The sequence below is a fragment of the Psychrobacter sp. T6-6 genome (assembly GCF_052258185.1).
Classification (GTDB): domain Bacteria; phylum Pseudomonadota; class Gammaproteobacteria; order Pseudomonadales; family Moraxellaceae; genus Psychrobacter.
The window spans coordinates 403,373-422,410 of record NZ_JBQQEX010000001.1; the positions used below are offsets into that span (position 1 = coordinate 403,373).

At 44.2% G+C, this 19,038-nt stretch carries 17 protein-coding genes and 2 tRNA genes; 13 read left to right on the forward strand and 6 right to left on the reverse strand.

The window, feature by feature from the left end; all coding sequences use genetic code 11:
- Positions 1-2: 2 nt before the first annotated feature.
- Positions 3-617: a glutathione S-transferase N-terminal domain-containing protein gene (locus tag ACTXGL_RS01740; protein WP_319050165.1), complete on the forward strand. Its 615-nt coding sequence runs from the start codon at positions 3-5 to the stop codon at positions 615-617.
- A 74-nt stretch (positions 618-691) separates the two neighbouring features.
- Positions 692-1,129, forward strand: a complete 438-nt coding sequence (locus ACTXGL_RS01745) for a ClpXP protease specificity-enhancing factor (protein WP_443524433.1) — start codon at positions 692-694, stop codon at positions 1,127-1,129.
- Between the two features lie 120 nt (positions 1,130-1,249).
- On the opposite strand, the gene dcd is transcribed toward ACTXGL_RS01745, so the two are convergent.
- From dcd to ACTXGL_RS01770, 5 genes are all read right to left on the reverse strand, one after another.
- Entirely contained in the window at positions 1,250-1,825 is a 576-nt protein-coding gene (gene dcd, locus ACTXGL_RS01750; RefSeq protein ID WP_443524435.1) for a dCTP deaminase, read from the reverse strand.
- 134 nt (positions 1,826-1,959) lie between these two features.
- On the reverse strand, positions 1,960-3,183 hold the full coding sequence (gene apbC, locus ACTXGL_RS01755; protein WP_443524437.1) for an iron-sulfur cluster carrier protein ApbC: 1,224 nt from the start codon (positions 3,181-3,183) through the stop codon (positions 1,960-1,962).
- 209 nt (positions 3,184-3,392) lie between these two features.
- On the reverse strand, positions 3,393-4,169 hold the full coding sequence (locus ACTXGL_RS01760) for a 3-hydroxybutyrate dehydrogenase (protein WP_443524439.1): 777 nt from the start codon (positions 4,167-4,169) through the stop codon (positions 3,393-3,395).
- 66 nt (positions 4,170-4,235) lie between these two features.
- Positions 4,236-4,865, reverse strand: coding sequence for a 3-oxoacid CoA-transferase subunit B (locus ACTXGL_RS01765; protein ID WP_075107396.1), 630 nt, complete (start codon positions 4,863-4,865; stop codon positions 4,236-4,238).
- Positions 4,866-5,007: 142 nt separating this feature from the next.
- A complete protein-coding gene (locus tag ACTXGL_RS01770; RefSeq protein WP_443524441.1) occupies positions 5,008-5,721 on the reverse strand; it encodes a CoA transferase subunit A in 714 nt (237 codons plus the stop codon).
- A gap of 362 nt (positions 5,722-6,083) precedes the next feature.
- Here ACTXGL_RS01770 and ACTXGL_RS01775 point away from each other — a divergent pair, with 362 nt between their 5' ends.
- The 3 genes from ACTXGL_RS01775 (at position 6,084) to metG (ending at position 9,267) form a co-directional block, all read left to right on the forward strand.
- A complete protein-coding gene (locus tag ACTXGL_RS01775; protein ID WP_443524443.1) occupies positions 6,084-6,737 on the forward strand; it encodes a GntP family permease in 654 nt (217 codons plus the stop codon).
- On the forward strand, positions 6,706-6,942 hold the full coding sequence (locus ACTXGL_RS01780) for a hypothetical protein (RefSeq protein WP_443524445.1): 237 nt from the start codon (positions 6,706-6,708) through the stop codon (positions 6,940-6,942). The genes ACTXGL_RS01775 and ACTXGL_RS01780 overlap by 32 nt, the downstream gene beginning before the upstream one ends.
- Positions 6,943-7,173: 231 nt before the next feature.
- Positions 7,174-9,267, forward strand: coding sequence for a methionine--tRNA ligase (metG, locus tag ACTXGL_RS01785; protein ID WP_443524446.1), 2,094 nt, complete (start codon positions 7,174-7,176; stop codon positions 9,265-9,267).
- Between the two features lie 148 nt (positions 9,268-9,415).
- Here metG and ACTXGL_RS01790 read toward each other — a convergent pair whose 3' ends face one another.
- On the reverse strand, positions 9,416-9,805 hold the full coding sequence (locus ACTXGL_RS01790) for a hypothetical protein (RefSeq protein ID WP_443524447.1): 390 nt from the start codon (positions 9,803-9,805) through the stop codon (positions 9,416-9,418).
- A 578-nt stretch (positions 9,806-10,383) separates the two neighbouring features.
- On the opposite strand from ACTXGL_RS01790, the gene ACTXGL_RS01795 reads away from it, so the two are divergent.
- From ACTXGL_RS01795 to ACTXGL_RS01830, 8 genes are all read left to right on the forward strand, one after another.
- Positions 10,384-11,427, forward strand: coding sequence for an ABC transporter substrate-binding protein (locus ACTXGL_RS01795; protein ID WP_443524449.1), 1,044 nt, complete (start codon positions 10,384-10,386; stop codon positions 11,425-11,427).
- A 77-nt stretch (positions 11,428-11,504) separates the two neighbouring features.
- Positions 11,505-12,545, forward strand: coding sequence for an ABC transporter substrate-binding protein (locus ACTXGL_RS01800; RefSeq protein ID WP_443524451.1), 1,041 nt, complete (start codon positions 11,505-11,507; stop codon positions 12,543-12,545).
- Between the two features lie 444 nt (positions 12,546-12,989).
- Positions 12,990-13,889: an ABC transporter permease gene (locus ACTXGL_RS01805; RefSeq protein WP_443524453.1), complete on the forward strand. Its 900-nt coding sequence runs from the start codon at positions 12,990-12,992 to the stop codon at positions 13,887-13,889.
- A 64-nt stretch (positions 13,890-13,953) separates the two neighbouring features.
- The gene (locus ACTXGL_RS01810; RefSeq protein ID WP_443524455.1) at positions 13,954-14,748 is read left to right on the forward strand and encodes an ABC transporter ATP-binding protein; all 795 of its coding nucleotides are present in this window, start codon (positions 13,954-13,956) and stop codon (positions 14,746-14,748) included.
- A gap of 191 nt (positions 14,749-14,939) precedes the next feature.
- Positions 14,940-17,258 (forward strand): FdhF/YdeP family oxidoreductase, encoded by a 2,319-nt coding sequence (locus tag ACTXGL_RS01815; protein ID WP_443524457.1) that lies wholly within the window; start codon positions 14,940-14,942, stop codon positions 17,256-17,258.
- A 6-nt stretch (positions 17,259-17,264) separates the two neighbouring features.
- On the forward strand, positions 17,265-18,305 hold the full coding sequence (locus ACTXGL_RS01820; RefSeq protein ID WP_443524835.1) for a formate dehydrogenase accessory sulfurtransferase FdhD: 1,041 nt from the start codon (positions 17,265-17,267) through the stop codon (positions 18,303-18,305).
- A 241-nt stretch (positions 18,306-18,546) separates the two neighbouring features.
- Positions 18,547-18,620, forward strand: a tRNA-Cys gene (locus tag ACTXGL_RS01825).
- Positions 18,621-18,744: 124 nt separating this feature from the next.
- A tRNA-Leu gene (locus ACTXGL_RS01830) sits at positions 18,745-18,831 on the forward strand.
- The last annotated feature ends 207 nt before the right edge of the window (positions 18,832-19,038 follow it).

Sequence of the window (19,038 nt, forward strand, 5' to 3'; positions counted from 1 at the left end):
TCATGATTGATGCGAATGACATTCCAAGTAGTCAGCTAATTCTGTATGCTGATGACGGCTACGACAGTCATGTGGTACGCCTGTTACTTGAAGAAAAAAAGCTCGCTTATTACTTGTCTCGTCTGCATTCTGAGCGCCCTGAAGATTTGACTGAGCTTAACCCTTATCATACCTTGCCTGTATTACAGCAGCGTGAGATCGCTCTTTATGAAACCAACGTGATCTTTGAATATCTTGAAGAGCGCTATCATACTAATAAACTGCTCCCTGATACGCCGCAAGAGCGTGCACAGTTTCGTCAGCTGGCTTGGCGCATTCAACGTGATTGGCTCGTACTTGGCAAGCGCTTATTGACACATCCAGATAGCTTTAATAAAGCGCAAGCTGGTGCTGCCAAAAAGCAACTGAGCGATTCGTTGATTACTTTATCGCCTTTGTTTGCTCATAAACCTTATTTTATGGCTGATGAGTTTGGCTGGTGTGATGTACTGTTAGCACCGTTGTTATGGCGGTTGGATGAGATGGGTATCGAGTTGCCACGTGCGATCAGCCGTCCATTGTTTGAGTATCAAACGAGAGTCTTTGAACGTAGTAGCTTTCAAAAAAGTGTTAAGTAGAATTTGTCATTTGACAAAACTCTAAGAAATATATTTTTCAATTATCAAAAATCATTATTATAGGAAATCATTAGATGAGCGAAAACACCTCTATCACACCGACCCGTCCTTATATGGTACGCGCATTGTATCAATGGATAGAAGACAACGCTTTGACGCCTTATTTAATGGTAGATGCCACTGCCGATAATGTTCAGATACCCACAGAACATGTACAGGACGGTCGCATCGTACTCAACATTGCCAGTCGCGCGACAGGTAACATGAGTATGGAAAATGATTACATACATTTTAGCGCTCGTTTTGGCGGCGTTTCTCAAGAGATTTGGGTACCACTCACTGCGGTAATGGGTATATACGCCAAAGAAAACTCACAAGGAATGTTTTTTGACCCTAAAGAGTATGATGACTATGTACCAGAAGATGACTCAGTGCCAACAGCCAGCCAAAGCCCTACAAAAGCTCCGAAACCGAAGCGTGATAATAAAGCAGGGTTAAAATTATTGAAGTAGTTGGAGCACCATATCTATTCTTTTTGACATAAGAAAAGCCAGCCATAATTAATATGACTGGCTTTTTTGTTGCCTATTTAAAGGCTTAAGCTCTTGATATGATGCATAGAATCTGACTGTCTAGGTTCTTGGCAGTGTCACGCCACGCTGACCTTGGTATTTACCGCCACGGTCTTTATAACTGGTCTCGCAGACGTCATTAGCATCGCTTTGGAAGAACAGCATCTGCGCCACCCCTTCACCGGCATAAATACGGGCTGGAAGGTTGGTCGTATTACTAAATTCGAGCGTCACATGCCCTTCCCATTCAGGCTCAAGCGGCGTGACATTGACGATAATACCGCAGCGTGCATAAGTCGACTTACCTAGGCAGATAGTCAGTACATCACGCGGAATACGGAAGTATTCCATCGTGCGCGCTAACGCAAATGAGTTTGGTGGAATAATACATTCATCACCGACGATATCGATAAAGCTTTTTTCGTCAAAGTTTTTAGGATCGACAACGACTGAGTGTACGTTAGTAAAAACTTTGAACTCAGGGGCACAGCGTACATCGTAGCCATAGCTTGAGGTGCCGTAGCTTACTAAACGCTCACCTGCATCATTAAAGCGCACTTGACCTGGCTCGTATGGCTCAATCATGCCATGCTCTTCAGCCATTTTACGAATCCAGCGGTCAGACTTGATAGACATTGTTGTTCCTTAGCAAATATTTAATAGCGACGATTATACGGAATTGACAGCTAGATTTATAGCGTGATGGCTGCTTTATCCTATATTGGTTTTAAACTGACTAAGTAACCAACACCCTATCTTATTATTACCTACTAGAAAATTCGCTTATCATCGACAGGTTTTGCAAATTTATTGATATTGGTTTCGATGTTTTTGGCGATGTCCAGATAATAACTCGCAAACTCATCATTAGCCAATACGCTTGGCTCGCCTTTATCTACTTGTGCACGGATACCACTGGCAAGCGGTAATTGACCCAATAATGGCACATGGTACTGCTCAGCGATAAACTCACCGCCGCCAATACCAAAGATCGCTTCGGTATGATTGCAATTACTACAGGTATGTAGTGCCATGTTCTCGACCACACCCAGCACAGGTATGTTGGTTTTGTTAAACATCTCCACACCTTTTTGTGCATCTAGTAATGCAACGTGCTGCGGTGTTGTCACAATCACTGCTCCCGTGACTGGGATACGCTGTGCCAATGTCAGCTGTATATCGCCTGTACCTGGTGGCATGTCAATCACCAAGTAATCTAGCTGTGGCCAGTTGGTTTGATTATACAGCTGCATCAGTGCGCCTGTGGCTTTTGGTCCACGCCATGCAACAGGCGTGCTGTCTCCATCGAGCAGACTGCCAATAGAAAGCATAGCCATGCCATGCGCATCGACTGGCACAAATTGCTCGTTCTCTAGCTGCGGCTTTACATCAGCGACGCCCAGCATCGTTGGCATACTAGGGCCATAAATATCCGCATCGAGCACACCCACGCGATTGCCGAGCTTTTGTAGTGCTAGTGCGATATTGACCGTTGTCGTTGATTTACCAACGCCGCCCTTACCTGATGCCACAACGATAATATGGCGAATACGAGGGTGCGCGGCCAATGAGGCTTGGGTAGGTGCAGCCTTAGTGATCGGCGGCTCAGCATTGTTAGCATTACTATTAGCATTAGACGTCGGCTTGGACTGTGATTCCATCGCGTTCGTTGTCTTCGGCATTTGCTTTGGCAAGCTTGAGCCTGCCCCTTTTTCTGGCGCGGGTAGACGCACATTCATATGAATCGTAGTAATACCGTGCGGATGTAACAGTTGTCCAAGCTCCTGCTGAATAGCTTCAGGGTTGCTGTCTTGCGGTAGACGCAAGTCTAAGGTGAGTGCTTCGCCATCACGCTCAAGCCCTGTAACCATCGTTGCGATACTGACGGTGCCTATCTCATATCCTAGTAGGACTTTGTCAACGGCGCTATCACGCTCTGCCTGCTGCTCAGGCGTTTCAGTTTTTGTGGGTTTTTTCTTCATAAAATTAAACATAGCTATTATTGTTGCCTATAAAAGTGGGTGGGCTTAGTGAACGGCTTATCTTATATCTTAGCGCATCTGTTGATGCGATAGCGTCGATGAGCATTTAACCAAACCTTCTATCGTGACAGTGTAGCTGAATTGGACGCATAAAAAAACCACAACGCCAGTAGGTCTGACATTGTGGTTTGTTCTATTATAATAGGCGCAATATCTGTCTATTAATTCATAAACCAGCCATGACTGACAACGATAGATTGTCCTGTAAACACATTACTGGGAAACGCCGCTAAGAATAGTGCCAACTGAGCAATATCCTCTACCGTCGTGAACTCTTTATCGACGGTATTCACCAGCATGATATCGTTGATGACCGACTCTTCACTAATGCCCTTTTCGGCGGCCTGCTCTGGAATTTGTTTTTCGACCAAAGGTGTTTTAACGAACCCGGGACAGATCACATGCGAGCGCACATTATGCTCTGCGCCTTCTTTGGCCAATACGCGGCACAGTCCTAGCAGGCCGTGCTTGGCAGTGACGTAAGTTGCTTTATAAAGTGACGCTTCATGCGAGTGTACTGAGCCCATGAAGATGACCGTGCCGCCCTTATTGCCTTTATACATGTGCTTAATCGCGGCTTTAGTGGTCAAAAAAGCGCCATCTAAGTGAATAGCGAGCATTTTTTTCCAGTCATCAAACGTCATTTTATGGATAGGATCGATAATCTGGATACCAGCATTAGACACCAAAATATCAATAGCGCCAAAGGTATCAACCAATTTCTGTACATCTTCGTTTACCGCATCTTCAGAGGTCACATCCATCGCAATCGCAAGAGCACGCCCGCCACCTGCTTCAATGGCATCAACCGTTTGCTCTGCTGCTTCAAGATTGATATCGGCAATACCGACAGCCGCGCCTGCTTTTGCATAAGTCTCAGCGATATCACGACCGATACCACTTGCAGAGCCAGTGATTAATGCCACTTTACCTGTCAAATCCTGCTGTAATTAGGTGGCCATATAGGTTCCTTATTATGATCTATAAATATTAGGAGATAAATCCTATTGAGCAATGCTAACTGGCGTTTTTTCTTGTAGCTCGTCAAAGCTAACACCATCTGCTAATTCAACCAATTTTAGGCCACTGTCAGTAACGTCTAATACGGCAAGCTCAGTGATGATACGATCAACCACGCCCTTACCCGTTAATGGTAGCTCACAGTTGGCTAAGATTTTTGGATCGCCATGCTTATTGACCTGTTCCATCAATACAATCACACGCTGTACGCCTGCGACCAAATCCATCGCACCGCCCATGCCTTTGACCATTTTTTTGGGAATCATCCAGTTAGCAAGGTCACCTTGTTCTGAGACTTCCATGGCGCCTAATATCGCCAAGTTGACATGACCACCGCGAATCATCGAAAAGGACTCTGAACTACTAAAATAACTGGCCCCTGCTTCTGCGGTCACGGTTTGCTTGCCCGCATTAATCAAGTCTGCATCGACGGCATCTAATGTAGGGAACTCACCAATACCCAGCAAGCCGTTCTCTGATTGTAGCCATACGTCTACGCCTTCAGGAATATAGTTAGCGACTAGCGTTGGTAGACCAATGCCTAAGTTGACATAATAGCCGTCTTGTAGCTCTTTTGCCGCGCGCTGCGCCATTTGTTCTCTTGTCCATGCCATGCTGGTTTCCTTATTTTTTTACGATATTCTATTGCTATTCATCTAAATCGTTAGCTATCTAAACAATTAGCTATCTAAACAATTAGCTATCTAAGTTATTATCAATCTAAAAACTGACGATAAGTCTCAACCATGATTTTATCTAAGCGCCTTCTACCGCTTTAGTCGTGGTTTTTTCGATACGTTTTTCAGGGCTAGCATTCAATACAATACGTTGCACAAAGATACCGGGCAGATGCACTTCATCTGGATCAAACGTGCCTGTCTCGACGATTTCTTCGACTTCGACGATGGTGATTTTTCCCGCCATCGCGCAGTCTGGGTTGAAGTTGCGAGCGGTCTTATTAAATATCAAGTTACCGGCTTTATCAGCCTTTTGTGCTTTGATGAGTGCCACATCCGCACGCAGTGAATGCTCTAATACATAAGTACGACCATCAAAATCACGCGTTTCTTTACCTTCGGCAACTAATGTGCCCACACCAGTCGCTGTATAGAATGCAGGAATACCCGCACCACCTGAGCGTAGCTTTTCGGCCAATGTACCTTGCGGGGTTAGCTCAACTTCTAACTCGCCTGCCAAGTACTGGCGTTCGAACTCTTTGTTTTCACCAACGTATGATGAAATCATTTTCTTGATTTGGCGGGTCTGTAGTAGCAGACCAAGTCCAAAATCATCGACGCCAGCGTTGTTGCTGATACAGGTCAACTCTTTAACGCCACTATCACGTAGTGCTTCGATCAATGCTTCTGGAATGCCGCATAGACCAAAACCACCGATAGCGAGTGTTTGCCCATCTTTAACAATACCGCTTAGTGCCTCTTCAGCACTGTTATATACTTTTGATTGACTCATGCTTATCTCCTTGCAAGTCTGTTTTTGTTATTAACGTCCATTATCTATCATGATTTATTTATTGTGCCAATCAATAGCGCATTGACTGTTTTAAGTTTAAATCAATACATTTTATATCGATATATCATGTATAAAATACTTATGCTAACTTAACATATTATTTTCGTAGCGCCTAGTTGCTTAGTGATTAGAAAATAACCCCAAGAGGACGCGAGTCAACAAAGTATTCCTTATCCTTCAGTAATATCTCAACTGGATTTATGTTTAATAAAATATAATAAATAAGATTTTTTGATTAATTTCTTACCTATATTAATAAGCGCGACATACTCGCTGTCTTAATTTTGCCAAGGAGGGCTATCATGTTTAGTACGCTAGCTATTGTCATTACCCTATTATTACTCATGTTTTTTGCTTATCGCGGTTATTCTGTGCTGATCTTAGCACCGATTATGGCGACGCTAGCAGTCTTACTATCAGGTGATTTTTTAAACACCATCCCCGCTTATACCGATGTCTTTATGGGCGCGTTAAGTGGGTTCTTACTCAAATTCTTCCCTATATTCTTGCTAGGGTCACTGTTTGGGCGTTTGATGGCAGACTCTGGTGCGGCAACTGCCATCGCCAATACCGTCGTCGAAAAGCTCGGTGCCAGCAAGGCCATTCTTGCGGTGATTTTGGTCTGTGCTATTTTGACCTATGGCGGCGTCTCGTTGTTCGTTGTGGCTTTTGCTATTTATCCAATCGCCAAGGACTTGTTCAGAGCAGCCGATATTCCAAAACGTTTGATTCCAGCAGCGATTGCCCTAGGGTCATTTACATTTACAACGACTGCACTGCCAGGCACGCCAGCCATCCAAAACGCTATTCCAATTCCTTACTACAACACCAACGTATTTGCCACGCCTATTTTGGGTATCATTGGCGGTACGATCATGTTTATCTGTGGTTGGTTGTGGCTTCAGTCACGTGCGAGGAAAGCAAATGCAGCGGGGGGAAGGTTATGGTCAGCATGATGAAGAGGATGTAGGCGGCGTTGGAGCGGCTGCAAAAGAAGCTGAGATATTAAACACTCATCACACTTCATTCACCGTTGCCATGATTCCGCTGATATTGGTCATTGGCTTGAACGCTATATTGACCTATGTGGTTTTCCCATCGATAGATTTCAGTAGCCTAAAAACTCAATTCCCAGATGGGTTTTTTATGGCTGGTTTATGACCATCAACATGCGGTGTAAACCTATCGTTCATGGCTAATAAATGCCTGCCAGATGAGAAGTAATTACCAAGGAATATCACAAAATTATCTGAATTACGGTATCATAGGCACACTTTTTGAATTTTTATTATTTTTAGAAGTTTTTAGCATTAACGATGTCGCATCTATGAGCGATGAGCCGCTTAAGATGTTCGATAACTAACCCGTTTATATAAAAATATAGGTGATTTTGTGCGTGAGATTCTAGTAACCAGTGCGCTGCCCTACGCCAATGGCTATATCCATTTGGGGCATCTTGTAGAATATATTCAGACCGACATTTGGGTACGTGCGATGAAAGCGCAAGGCCATCAGGTCACCTATGTCTGCGCGGATGACGCACACGGTACGGCAATCATGCTCAAAGCAGAAGCCAATGGCGTCACGCCAGAAGAGCAAATTGCCTCAGTCAAAGCCTCACATGAAGCAGATTTTTCAAAGTTTCTAATCGATTTTGACAACTATCACACCACCCACTCAGACGAAAACAAAGAATTCTCTGAGCTGATTTATCGTCGCCTCAATGACGCAGGTCATATCAGTACCAAAGATGTCGAGCAGCTGTTTGATCCTGAAAAGCAATTGTTTCTAGCGGATCGCTTTGTCAAAGGTATTTGTCCTGAGTGCGACTCACCAGATCAGTATGGCGATAACTGCGAAGTCTGCGGTACGACTTATGATGCTACTGAGCTAAAAGATCCCTACTCAACCTTATCTGATGCAACGCCTGTCCTCAAAACCTCCAAGCACTACTTCTTTGATTTGCCAGAATTTGAGCAGTTCCTAAAAGATTGGACACGCAGTGACAATCGCTTGCAAACCTCAGTCGCTAACAAACTGCAAGAATGGTTTGATGCAGGACTTGCCAGCTGGGACATCTCACGTGATGCGCCCTATTTTGGTTTTCAAATTCCAGATACGCCAAGCGATGAGCCAGACAAATACTTTTATGTATGGCTAGATGCGCCAGTTGGCTACATGGCAAGCTTCAAGAACTTGTGTGACAAGCGCGCAGGCACGGAGCAAGCGCTTGATTTTGACCGTTACTGGGCACAAGAAAACGAGCACAAAACCGAAGTCTATCACTTCATTGGTAAAGACATCGTTTACTTCCATGCCTTATTTTGGCCAGCGATGCTAGCGGGTAGCGAATTGCGTACGCCGACTGGCGTCTTTGCCCATGGCTTCTTGATGGTCAATGGCGAAAAAATGAGTAAGTCACGCGGTACTTTTATTAAGGCCGAAACTTACGCTGAGCACTTACATCCTGAATATCTGCGTTATTATTTCGCCAGCAAACTGTCTGATAAAGTTGAAGATATCAACTTAGATTTACAAGACTTTATGCAAAAGGTCAATTCTGATTTGGTTGGTAAAGTCGTCAATATAGCAAGCCGTAGTGCAGGATTTTTGGTTAAGAAATACGACGGTATGCTGTCAGAGGTTTGCGTCGAGTCAGCGCTGTTAGAAGACATCACCAAAACGGGCGATGAGATTGCTGCGGCTTATGAAAATCGTGAGTTCTCACGTGCTATGCGTTTAATTATGCAATGTGCGGACAAAGCAAACGAATATATCGATGCCAAAAAACCATGGTCATTAGCGAAGTTGGAGGGTACTGAGCAAGAAGTTCAAGACGTCTGCTCGGTTGCTATTAATATCTTCCGTCAATTGATGGTCTATCTTGTCCCAGTCTTGCCTGAGCTGACTAATAATGCCAAAGAGTTTTTGAACATTGATGATTTAAGCTTTGCCAGTCGTAATGAGTGGTTATTAGGTCATAAAATTAATAAGTTCAAACCGTTGATGCAACGTATCGAAGAAAAAGATATTGAAGCCATGATAGAAGACTCCAAAGCATCATTGGCTCAAACAGACGCACCTGCCGCGACTGAAAGTAGCAAGGCTGGCGCAAAAGACAAAGCGGCTGCGACAGATGCTGATACCGAGCAAACGGACTACATTGGCATCGAAGATTTCGCCAAAATTGAGATGAAAGTGGCACATGTTTTAGAATGCAACCATGTAGAAGGCGCAGACAAGTTACTACAGTTCACGCTAGACGTTGGTGAAGACAAGCCACGTAACGTATTCAGTGGTATTCGCAAGTTTTATGAGCCTGAGCAATTGATCAATAAGAAAGTCATTTGCGTGACCAACCTTGCCCCGCGTAAGATGAAATTTGGCATCTCAGAGGGCATGGTACTATCAACGGGTAATCCAAAAACTCAGCTAACGGTCGTTACGCTGCCTGATAACTGTGTCATTGGTGATGTGCTCGCATAAAACGTGCGTTTAAATAATGATGTAAGTAATCATTAAAGAACAAAAAATAAAGAACAAAAAAAACGGTCTATTTAGACCGTTTTTTTATGGCTGACTTAAAAGACTAGAGATTGTTGTTATCTATTTGAGATGCTATCTACTTAAAATCTTATCTACTTAAAATATCGATGATCTGCAACGTGTCATTGATTACGGTCACGATATTATTATCTGGCGTACGGATACGAACGTAACGATCATCATAACGATCTAAAATAACAGAACGATCATAATCTCTTCTGTCAATGTTGCCGACTACTCTATAACCGTATTTATCAAGATCACGCTTGAACGAAGCGTTTGGGCTCGCATTACGATAAGCGTTAATATTAGGCTGGGCGTTGCCGTTTTGCTTATAACCTTTACTACTATAAGTAGATTTGCCTTTGGAGTTGCCGTTACCGTGTCCACTATTGTCTTTTGCCATAGCAGGCAGGCAAACTAAAGAAGTGGCCGTAATACCAGCGATAGTCAATAGCTTGAGATTAGCGATATTCATCATGTAATCCTTAAAATAGTTATTTGAAAAATTAGTAGGTAAGCAGTAGAGCGCATCACATATCTATTATTTCAGTACAATGATGATTTGAATGTTATATGCTTTAGCGCATTAGTATTACCGTATGAAAATGAGCTTACATTAACAATGAAGCGGATACGTGATAGATGGGTTGCGTGCATGTAAGCTTTTTATTATCATTTTTTTGAGTATAAAGTTCAGTCAAAAGGCATCGCTTTATGATGACCTCTCTAAAATAAGCCTCTACACTGCTCGTCAACATGTTTACCTGTTACGCCTATGACGAACGCGCTTTAATTTTTTATTGCGATAACTTACATTGCTGTCATAATATAAACATAATAATCGATGGAACGATTACTGTATTTAATGGTTAGCCGGCTATCTTGTTATCGACGTAGCATTGACTCGACTAATCTGCATTCTCCAATATCCTTTTTCAACAATCAAAAAAAGAGCCTGACAGATGGTTTGAGCACTACTACAAGTAGTCACGACCACTCTGATAGCACTCATTTGACTTTTGTGATTGATATAACCTATGAGTTAATCTAATAATGACTATTGCTTCTACTCTACGCTTAAGCCTATATGGCGTTGCTCTTAGTGCCGTTAGCACACTTAGCCTCATCGGCTGTTCAAACTCCTCTACTGATACTGCAGCAACAACTGAAAATAGTAGCGCTACAGACAAACCCGCCAAATCCATTGCGATTACCCAGATTGTTGAGCATCCCTCATTAGATGATATGCGCCGCGGTATCATTGATGAATTGGCAGATAATGGTTATGTCGAAGGTCAAAACCTAACGGTTAATTTTCAAAGTGCGCAAGGTAATACAGCGACAGCCGGACAGATTGCCAAGCAGTTTGCAGGAGATAATCCGGATGCCATCGTGGCAATCTCTACACCATCAGCTCAGTCGATTGTAGCGGCGACCACCACGATTCCTATTATCTATACCGCGGTATCAGACCCACTAGGTGCCAAGCTCATCACCGAAGATGGCAAACCTTTTCAAAGCAATTTGACCGGACTATCAAGTCAGCTCCCTCTAGAGCCGCAGTTAGATTTGTTGCAGCAGATAAAGCCTGACCTAAAAACGATAGGCTATGTCTACAGTCCAGGCGAAGCCAATTCAGTATCATTGCGAGAGAGTCTCAAACAAGCCCTGCCAGCACGAGGTCTGTCGTTATTAGATATTCCTGCCAACCGCCCAACCGATATCGGTATGGCAACACGTAGTTTGCAGGGACGTGCAGATATTATTTATACCTCATTTGACAATAACGTCGCGTCTGCCTTTGAAGCAATGACACAAGCAGCAAATGAGCTAAAGCTACCGATTGTCGCATCTGATGAATTCAGTGTAAAACGCGGCGCCACCACTGCTTTGGGTGTCAACGATTATGACTTTGGACGTACTACAGGCAAAATGGTATATCGTGTATTAAACGGTGAAGCCGTCAATACTATCGAACCTGAAGTCATGAACGATCTGACCTTGTATGTCAGTCCTAAGCACGCTAAAACACAAGGTGCCAACTTGCCGGCAGACTTGTTAAAAAATGCCATCAATGTTGATACTGATACCAAATAAAAAGTATTCAGCTATCCATTAGCACATTCATTATTTATATAGTGTATGGACACACTATTATTTTAGGAGTAAAACCCATGTTGTCTCAAAATCGTTTTGGTCGTTTTAATTTTGGCAAAGCTATCTTATTAGGCGGCGTCTGCACCGCTATCTTGACAGGCTGTAATCAGTCACCCACAGATGATCCAGATACTATTGATGGTGCAGTAGGCGGTGATACGGTAGCGATGAAGACAGTCGCTATCACTGCTATCGTCGAACACCCAGCGCTTGATGATGTGCGTAAAGGGGTCATTGATGAACTGAACGAAGCAGGATTCAAGGACGGCGAAAACCTAACGGTTAACTTCCAAAGCGCGCAGGGTAATACGGCGACTGCAGGACAGATTGCCAAGCAATTCGTCGCTGATGCACCAGATGTTATCGTTGCCATCGCCACACCATCTGCACAATCTGTTGCCGCTTCTACTAGCAGCATTCCACTAGTATTCTCTGCTGTGACTGACCCAGTAGCGGCCAAGCTCGTACCTACTCTAGATGGTTCTGGTACCAATGTCACAGGCGCATCAGACGCCCTACCATATGAGCCACAAATCGAGTTAATGCGTCAAATCATTCCAGAGTTAAAGAACGTCGGTTATGTCTATAGCCCAGGCGAGGTCAACTCGACTATTATCCTAAAGAACCTAAAAGAGAAACTAACGCCGCTAGGTATCAATGTACTCGAAGCGCCAGCACAGCGTAGTAATGATATTGCGATGGCAGCCCGTAGTCTTGAAGGCAAGGTCGATATGATCTATACGTCGACTGATAACAATGTGGTGTCCGCGTACGAGTCACTCTATCAAATCGCAAGAGAAAGCAAAATCCCACTTATCGCATCGGATACCAGCTCAGTTGAGCGCGGTGCAGTTGCGGCATTAGGCGTAGATTACTATGAGCTTGGCCGTGAAACGGGTAAAATCGTCGTGCGTATCTTAAACGGTGAAAAAGCAGGTGCTATCCCTGTTTATACCCCGCAAGCACTGAATCTATATGTCAGCCCAAAACATGCCGAAGAAGAAGGCATCACTTTGTCACAAGCGGTTATCGATAAAGCAAAAGAAGTGGTAGAATAACGCACTTTTATATTTGGCTCAGAGCAGCGGCCGTTATAAGATAGCAATGACGCTTATTAACTGATCGTCTATCTTATGCTTCGATGTTAAATGTTAGACAAGAAACCCAGCTATGAATCAGTAGGCTGGGCTTCTTGTTTCAGTAGCGCCTATTTCAATGAGCTTGTTTCGTATATTGCGGTATTTAGCTTGTGGCTTATCTGGTACTTGTTGAGTAAAATACATTTTATCGCGTCGAATATTGCTGTTGCTTGAATCAGAGCTTTAAACCAAGGTAACTTATGATCGTTGTTAATCGTGACCTGTTTTGGTTTACCCTAACCGCAGATTGCTTAATCTGTTAAATTCACCGCTTAGCTGTTTAGCATGTAGAGGGTTTTGGCCATTGCCACTTACCTATCTTGACCATACGCTAGACACTGGGTTATGACTTACTGATCTCTTATGTCTTTAATTGCTTTTTTTGGTGCGCTTGAAAGTGGTCTGATTTACGGCCTAGTCGCACTCGGTGTGCTGATCTCATTTCGTACACTCGACTTTCCTGACTTGACCGCTGATGGTAGTTTTCCGTTAGGCGGCGCGGTCGCTGGTATCTCTATCGTCGCTGGTATCAACCCGTGGCTCGCCTGTGCTTTTGGTATGTTAGCAGGCTCAGTCGCTGGTATCGTTACCGCATGGCTGCACGTCAAGCTCGGTATTCTGCAACTGCTCGCCAGTATCTTGGTGATGGTCGCTCTATATTCTGTCAACCTACGTATTATGGGTGCGCCAAACCTACCCTTGCTTGGTGAGACGACGGTATTTAGTAGCTTGGTGACTGATGGCAATGGTTATTGGATGCGCTGTCTGATTATCGGTGTCGTCGTGGCGCTCGCGATGTTATTTTTAAACTGGTTTTATAGCACCGAAACTGGGTTATCGATGCGCGCTACTGGCTCAAACTTAAGAATGGCACAGGCGCAAGGCATCAATACCTCATGGATGACCATCATCGGTATGGCAATTTCTAACGGTTTGATTGCCCTAGCAGGTGCACTGTTTGTCCAGACTCAGGGTGGTGCAGATATCTCAATTGGTATCGGTACCATCGTTATCGGTCTAGCAGCGGTCATCATTGGTGAGACCATCATTCCTGCCAAGCGTATTTGGCTGATTACCTTTGCCGTTGTGGTCGGTGCGGTATTGTACAAGCTGTTCATTCAGGTGGCGCTATCGAGCGATACCTTACGTAGTATCGGTTTTGGTCCGCAGGATTTGAACTTGATTACTGCACTACTCGTGGTACTAGCCTTGGTATTGCCAAAAGCGAAAACGAAGTTTTTATCACGAAAGGTTCGCGCCTAATGACAGTTAAAGCAAGTATTAACAGCACTTGCAATGCTTGAAGAGACAATAAGGAATAACGATTATGATGCAAGCCACCGATTTACAGCTGACCTTTAATCCAGGCACACCTATCGAAAACCCTGCCCTACGTGGTATCAGTTTGAATATCGCTGATGGTGAGTTCGTCACTGTCATTGGTACCAATGGCGCAGGTAAATCTACCTTTTTGAACGCAGTAAGCGGTACAACGCGCGTCGATAGTGGCTCAATCTTGCTCAATGGCATTGATGTTACCAAAAAATCCGCCCATCAACGCGCGCACTGGGTTGCACGTGTTTTTCAGGATCCGATGGCTGGTACTTGTGAAGCTCTGACCATTGAAGAAAACATGGCATTGGCTTATAAGCGCGGCGGCAAACGCGGTTTGAAGTTTGCACTTAACCAAGACAACCGTGACTTGTTCCGAGAAAAGTTATCAGTATTGAAATTAGGTCTAGAGAATCGTCTGACAGACCGCATGGGACTGCTCTCTGGTGGTCAACGTCAAGCCGTAAGTTTGCTTATGGCATCATTGCAGCCCTCTAAGATTTTATTGCTTGATGAGCATACAGCAGCCCTCGATCCAAAAACCGCCGCTTTTGTTTTGGAATTGACAGATAAAATCGTCACCGACAACAAACTCACCACCATGATGGTGACGCATTCTATGCAGCAAGCCTTGGCACATGGAACACGCACCGTGATGCTGCACCAAGGGCAAGTGGTCTTAGATGTGTCTGGAGATATTCGTAAAGGTATGACCGTACACGACCTACTAGATATGTTTGAGCAAACACGCGGCGAAAAGGTCGAAGACGACAGTCTAATTTTAAGCTAAAACTTCTCAACTTATAAATTTTAAGTAACGGATATAACTGTTTTAACGCTTCCTGAAACCTTCAAGAGAATTGATTTTTCTTGAAGGTTTTTTGTTATCTATAGTTAATACTCATATGAAGTTTCTATTGACCATTATATAGTTGTTGTCTATCCATGCTTCGCTATTGTCATCTATCTATGAGGTCTGTCATGCGCAAAATTCCTATTTATTCCCACCCTGCTGCTGGTTGGCCTGCGCTGATCTCATCGACTCAAAAACTGATGGACTATCAGACGTTTTTGCGAGGCGGTCTTAGCGTGCTCAAAAGCAACCAACCTCAAGGCGGGTTTGACTGTCCAGGCTGTGCATGGCCTGATCATAAATCGCATAAAGCCATCGATGTTTGTGAAAACGGTATCAAGGTCATTGCTAGTGAGACCATGACGCACAAAGCAGACGCAGAGTTTTTTGCGAAGCATACCGTCACTGAGTTACAGGGATGGTCTGGCTACGAGCTTGAGCATAGTGGTCGTTTATCAGAGCCTGTCTATTATGATACCGCGCAAGATCGCTACGTCCCTATTCCTTGGGAAACGGCTTATAGCTTGATCGCTGAACAACTAGGACAGCTTGATTCACCCGATGAAGCCCTATTTTACACATCAGGGCGCGTGACCAACGAGCCAGCCTTTTTATATCAGTTATTTGTACGCTGTTTTGGTACCAATAATTTACCTGATTGCTCCAATATGTGTCATGAGCCCACATCGGTCATGCTCAGCAAACAGTTAGGTATTGGTAAAGCGACGGTCATGCTAGAAGACTTTGAGCAAGCCAAGCTTATTTTGATGTTTGGGCAAAACCCAGCAACAAACCATCCACGTATGCTGGAGATGCTTGCATACGCACATGAGCAAGGGTGCCGAATCATCTCAATCAATCCGATGCGTGAGCAAGGTTTAAATAAATTTAGAAATCCGCAAAAACCAACGCATATGGCAGCTGGTCAAAGTGCTGACATGGTTGATGATGTCATTCAGATTCAAATCGGCGGGGATGCCGCGCTATTGACGGGCATTGCCAAATGGCTGATTGAAAACGATAGAATCAACCATGACTTTATCACCACTCATACCTCAGGTTTTGAACCGCTAAAACAATGGCTAACAGCGCAAACTTGGGAAGATATCACGCTTGGATGCGGTATCACTCAAACAGATATTGTTAATCTCGCTAAGCTAGTTGCTGACAGTTCAGCGACGATTTGTACTTGGGGCATGGGCATCACCCAACACGTGCAAGGCGATGATAATGTCGCAATGATTACCAATTTACTGCTGCTAATGGGTATGATCGGTATTGATGGTGCAGGCGCCTCTCCCGTTCGTGGTCACTCCAACGTACAGGGCGATCGCACCATGGGTATCCACGAGCGCCCTAGCAAAAGCTTGCTGGACAGTCTTGAGCGTGTCTTCGAGCGCCCTATGCCGCAAGAACATGGCTACGACGTCGTTACAGGTGCCAAAGCGCTTATCGCGGGTAAATTAAAAGTCTTTATGGGTATGGGCGGTAATTACGCGGTAGCAGCCCCTGATACGAGCGCTATAGAACAAGCATTAACCACCACTCAGCTCAATATATTTGTCGGCACTAAGCTTAATGAGACGATGTTATATCCAGGTGCAAATAATATAATTTTGCCTTGCCTAGGTCGTACTGAGCGCATTACAACGACAAAAGGTGAGCAGTTTGCCACAATCGAAGACTCAATGTGCCAAATCGTTCCAACTCAAGGCAAGCTAAAACCCGTGAGCGACACTTTAAAATCTGAAGCACAAATTGTGGCAGATATGGCGGTTCATGTGCTCGGTGCTGATTCATCTATTCCTTGGCTTGCGATGAGTGAAGATTTTAACCTTATTCGCGACTATATTGCCCAAGCTATTAACGGTTTTGAAAACTTCAACCATCGCATTCGCACTTCTGAGCGCGGTTTTCATTTGTATCATGCGGCGCGTCATCGTGTATGGAATACCAAGAGCGGCAAAGCGCAGTTTGAAGTACCGCAGTATCCCATTACTTACGTTGCAGCCCAAATGGAAGATACGCAAAGCATTGATAATGAGAATACAATGCAAAAGGTTTGGCAATTGACCAGTGTCCGTAGTCATGACCAGTTTAATACCATGATATTCGGGTTTAAAGACCGCTATCGCCAAACCAATCGCCGCGATGTGTTGTTTATGCATCCAGATGAGATAAGCCGCTTAGGTTGGCAAAAAGGTGACCATATTATGGTGACTCGCCAACGTGTTAAAGACAGTTCAGGACAATCACGCATACTAGGTCCACTGGTTTTAACGGAGATGGATATTGCCTCTAACGCCGTTGCCGCTTACTATCCTGAATGCAATAACCTGTTCGATTTAAACACACACGCACCAGACTCTCACATCCCAGCGTATAAATCGACGACCGTTATTTTGGAGCGCGTCAATGCAGGTGCTCGAATAGCTGAGCCTGCGTAAATGACTATGATAACTGAAGATAGCGTTGAGCAAAGTGAGTTACCTAGCACCACCGATATGATAAATGGAGCTAATGTGGTTACGACAGATTTATCTGAAGATACTGCAGCGTCCGAGATGCTGCTTGCTCGCAACCACTTAGCGCATAAGCACTATTACTCATTAGATAATGATCGACTTAATAATGGGAATAATGCCTCTCAAGCTTATATCGAATCTCAGACCACCAGTTTGGCCATAGAAGCAGCGGTTTCAATTATCATCAATGGGATTCATTATGCGGTATTGATGGCCAGCCCTTACCAACTAGAGTACTTGGCTGTTGGCTTCTTATTTAGTGAAGGATTAATTCAGCACAGTCACGAGTTACTCGACTGGGAAGTGACTCATCTTACGGATATTGATAGCTACCAAAAGTTTGCTCAGGCTTCAAGAGACGAGAATTTCGAACCATCATCATTTGAGCAAAGCTTACAACAACTTCAAGATTACGATATCTATGTCGTAGAGCTGGTCTTAAGCCAGCGTTGCCATCAACGTATCCAAGCTCAGAAGCGGCAACTAGCAGGGCGTACAGGCTGCGGTATGTGCGGTATCACTGGCCTGACACAGGCATTGCCCGACTTGAGCCACTACTCACAAGCAAATATCCATGTCTCTAAGGCAACCGTGCCAAGCCTTGACTATCTATTGGCATTACGTCAGCAAGTGGATGCCGCACAGCACACACATCAACTAACAGGCGCTGTGCATGCAGCAGCAACGATATACAATGGGCAGTTATACTTGTTTGAGGATGTGGGACGCCACAATGCGCTCGACAAATTAATCGGTTGGCAATTGCGACAAAAAGCAGAGGCTGATTGCGTACTCATGACCTCACGCCTATCGATTGAATTGGTGCAAAAATCTATTCGAAGCCACATACCTTGGCTCATTGGCATGTCAGCACCGACCAGTACCGCCGTACGTGTCGCTGAACATTATGGTCTTGGGTTAGCGGGATTTTTGCGTAACAACCGAGTCACTTACTACTCACGGGTCTGATCACCCACAGATACAAGCAACACCAAAAAGACCACAAGTAATGATAAAGAGATCGCTCATCAGGTTAAGATTTGATGTTTAACACTCCTTTGTTCTTGTATTATCTAATTACAACTAAATCAATAGCAACTCAACCAATTGAAAATAAAGGGTAAATCCATATTAATTAAAAATAACCTTTGTTTGCATGAAAAATGACTTGTAATTTGGCATATTTTTGCTAATATAGTCCACCTTGATTGGCTGGATGGCAGAGTGGTCATGCAGCGGACTGCAACTCCGTTAACGCCGGTTCGATTCCGACTCCAGCCTCCAATTATTTATTAACTTTACGTTAATTTTGGCTTGCATTATTATCCCAACCGATTATAATAGCGACCACTTATCTAGTAACCAGATGGTCTATCAGCTGGTTTACACATTAGATAACACAAGTTTTGCCCGGGTGGTGAAATTGGTAGACACAAGGGATTTAAAATCCCTCGCTAGCAATAGCGTGCCGGTTCAAGTCCGGCTCCGGGTACCATTACATAGTCCTATACTATCTTATAGAACAGCTAAAGCCCCTGATATCAGGGGCTTTGTTGTATTTGGCGCTCTATACTGTCCTGCTACATAGAACTTTATTCAAAAGCTCTATATATCAATACTCCATGCGCAATTGCCATAATAACTAGAGTCGCGGCACAAGCCAAGATATTTAAAAAGCGTTTCAAATATTCTCACTTGCACC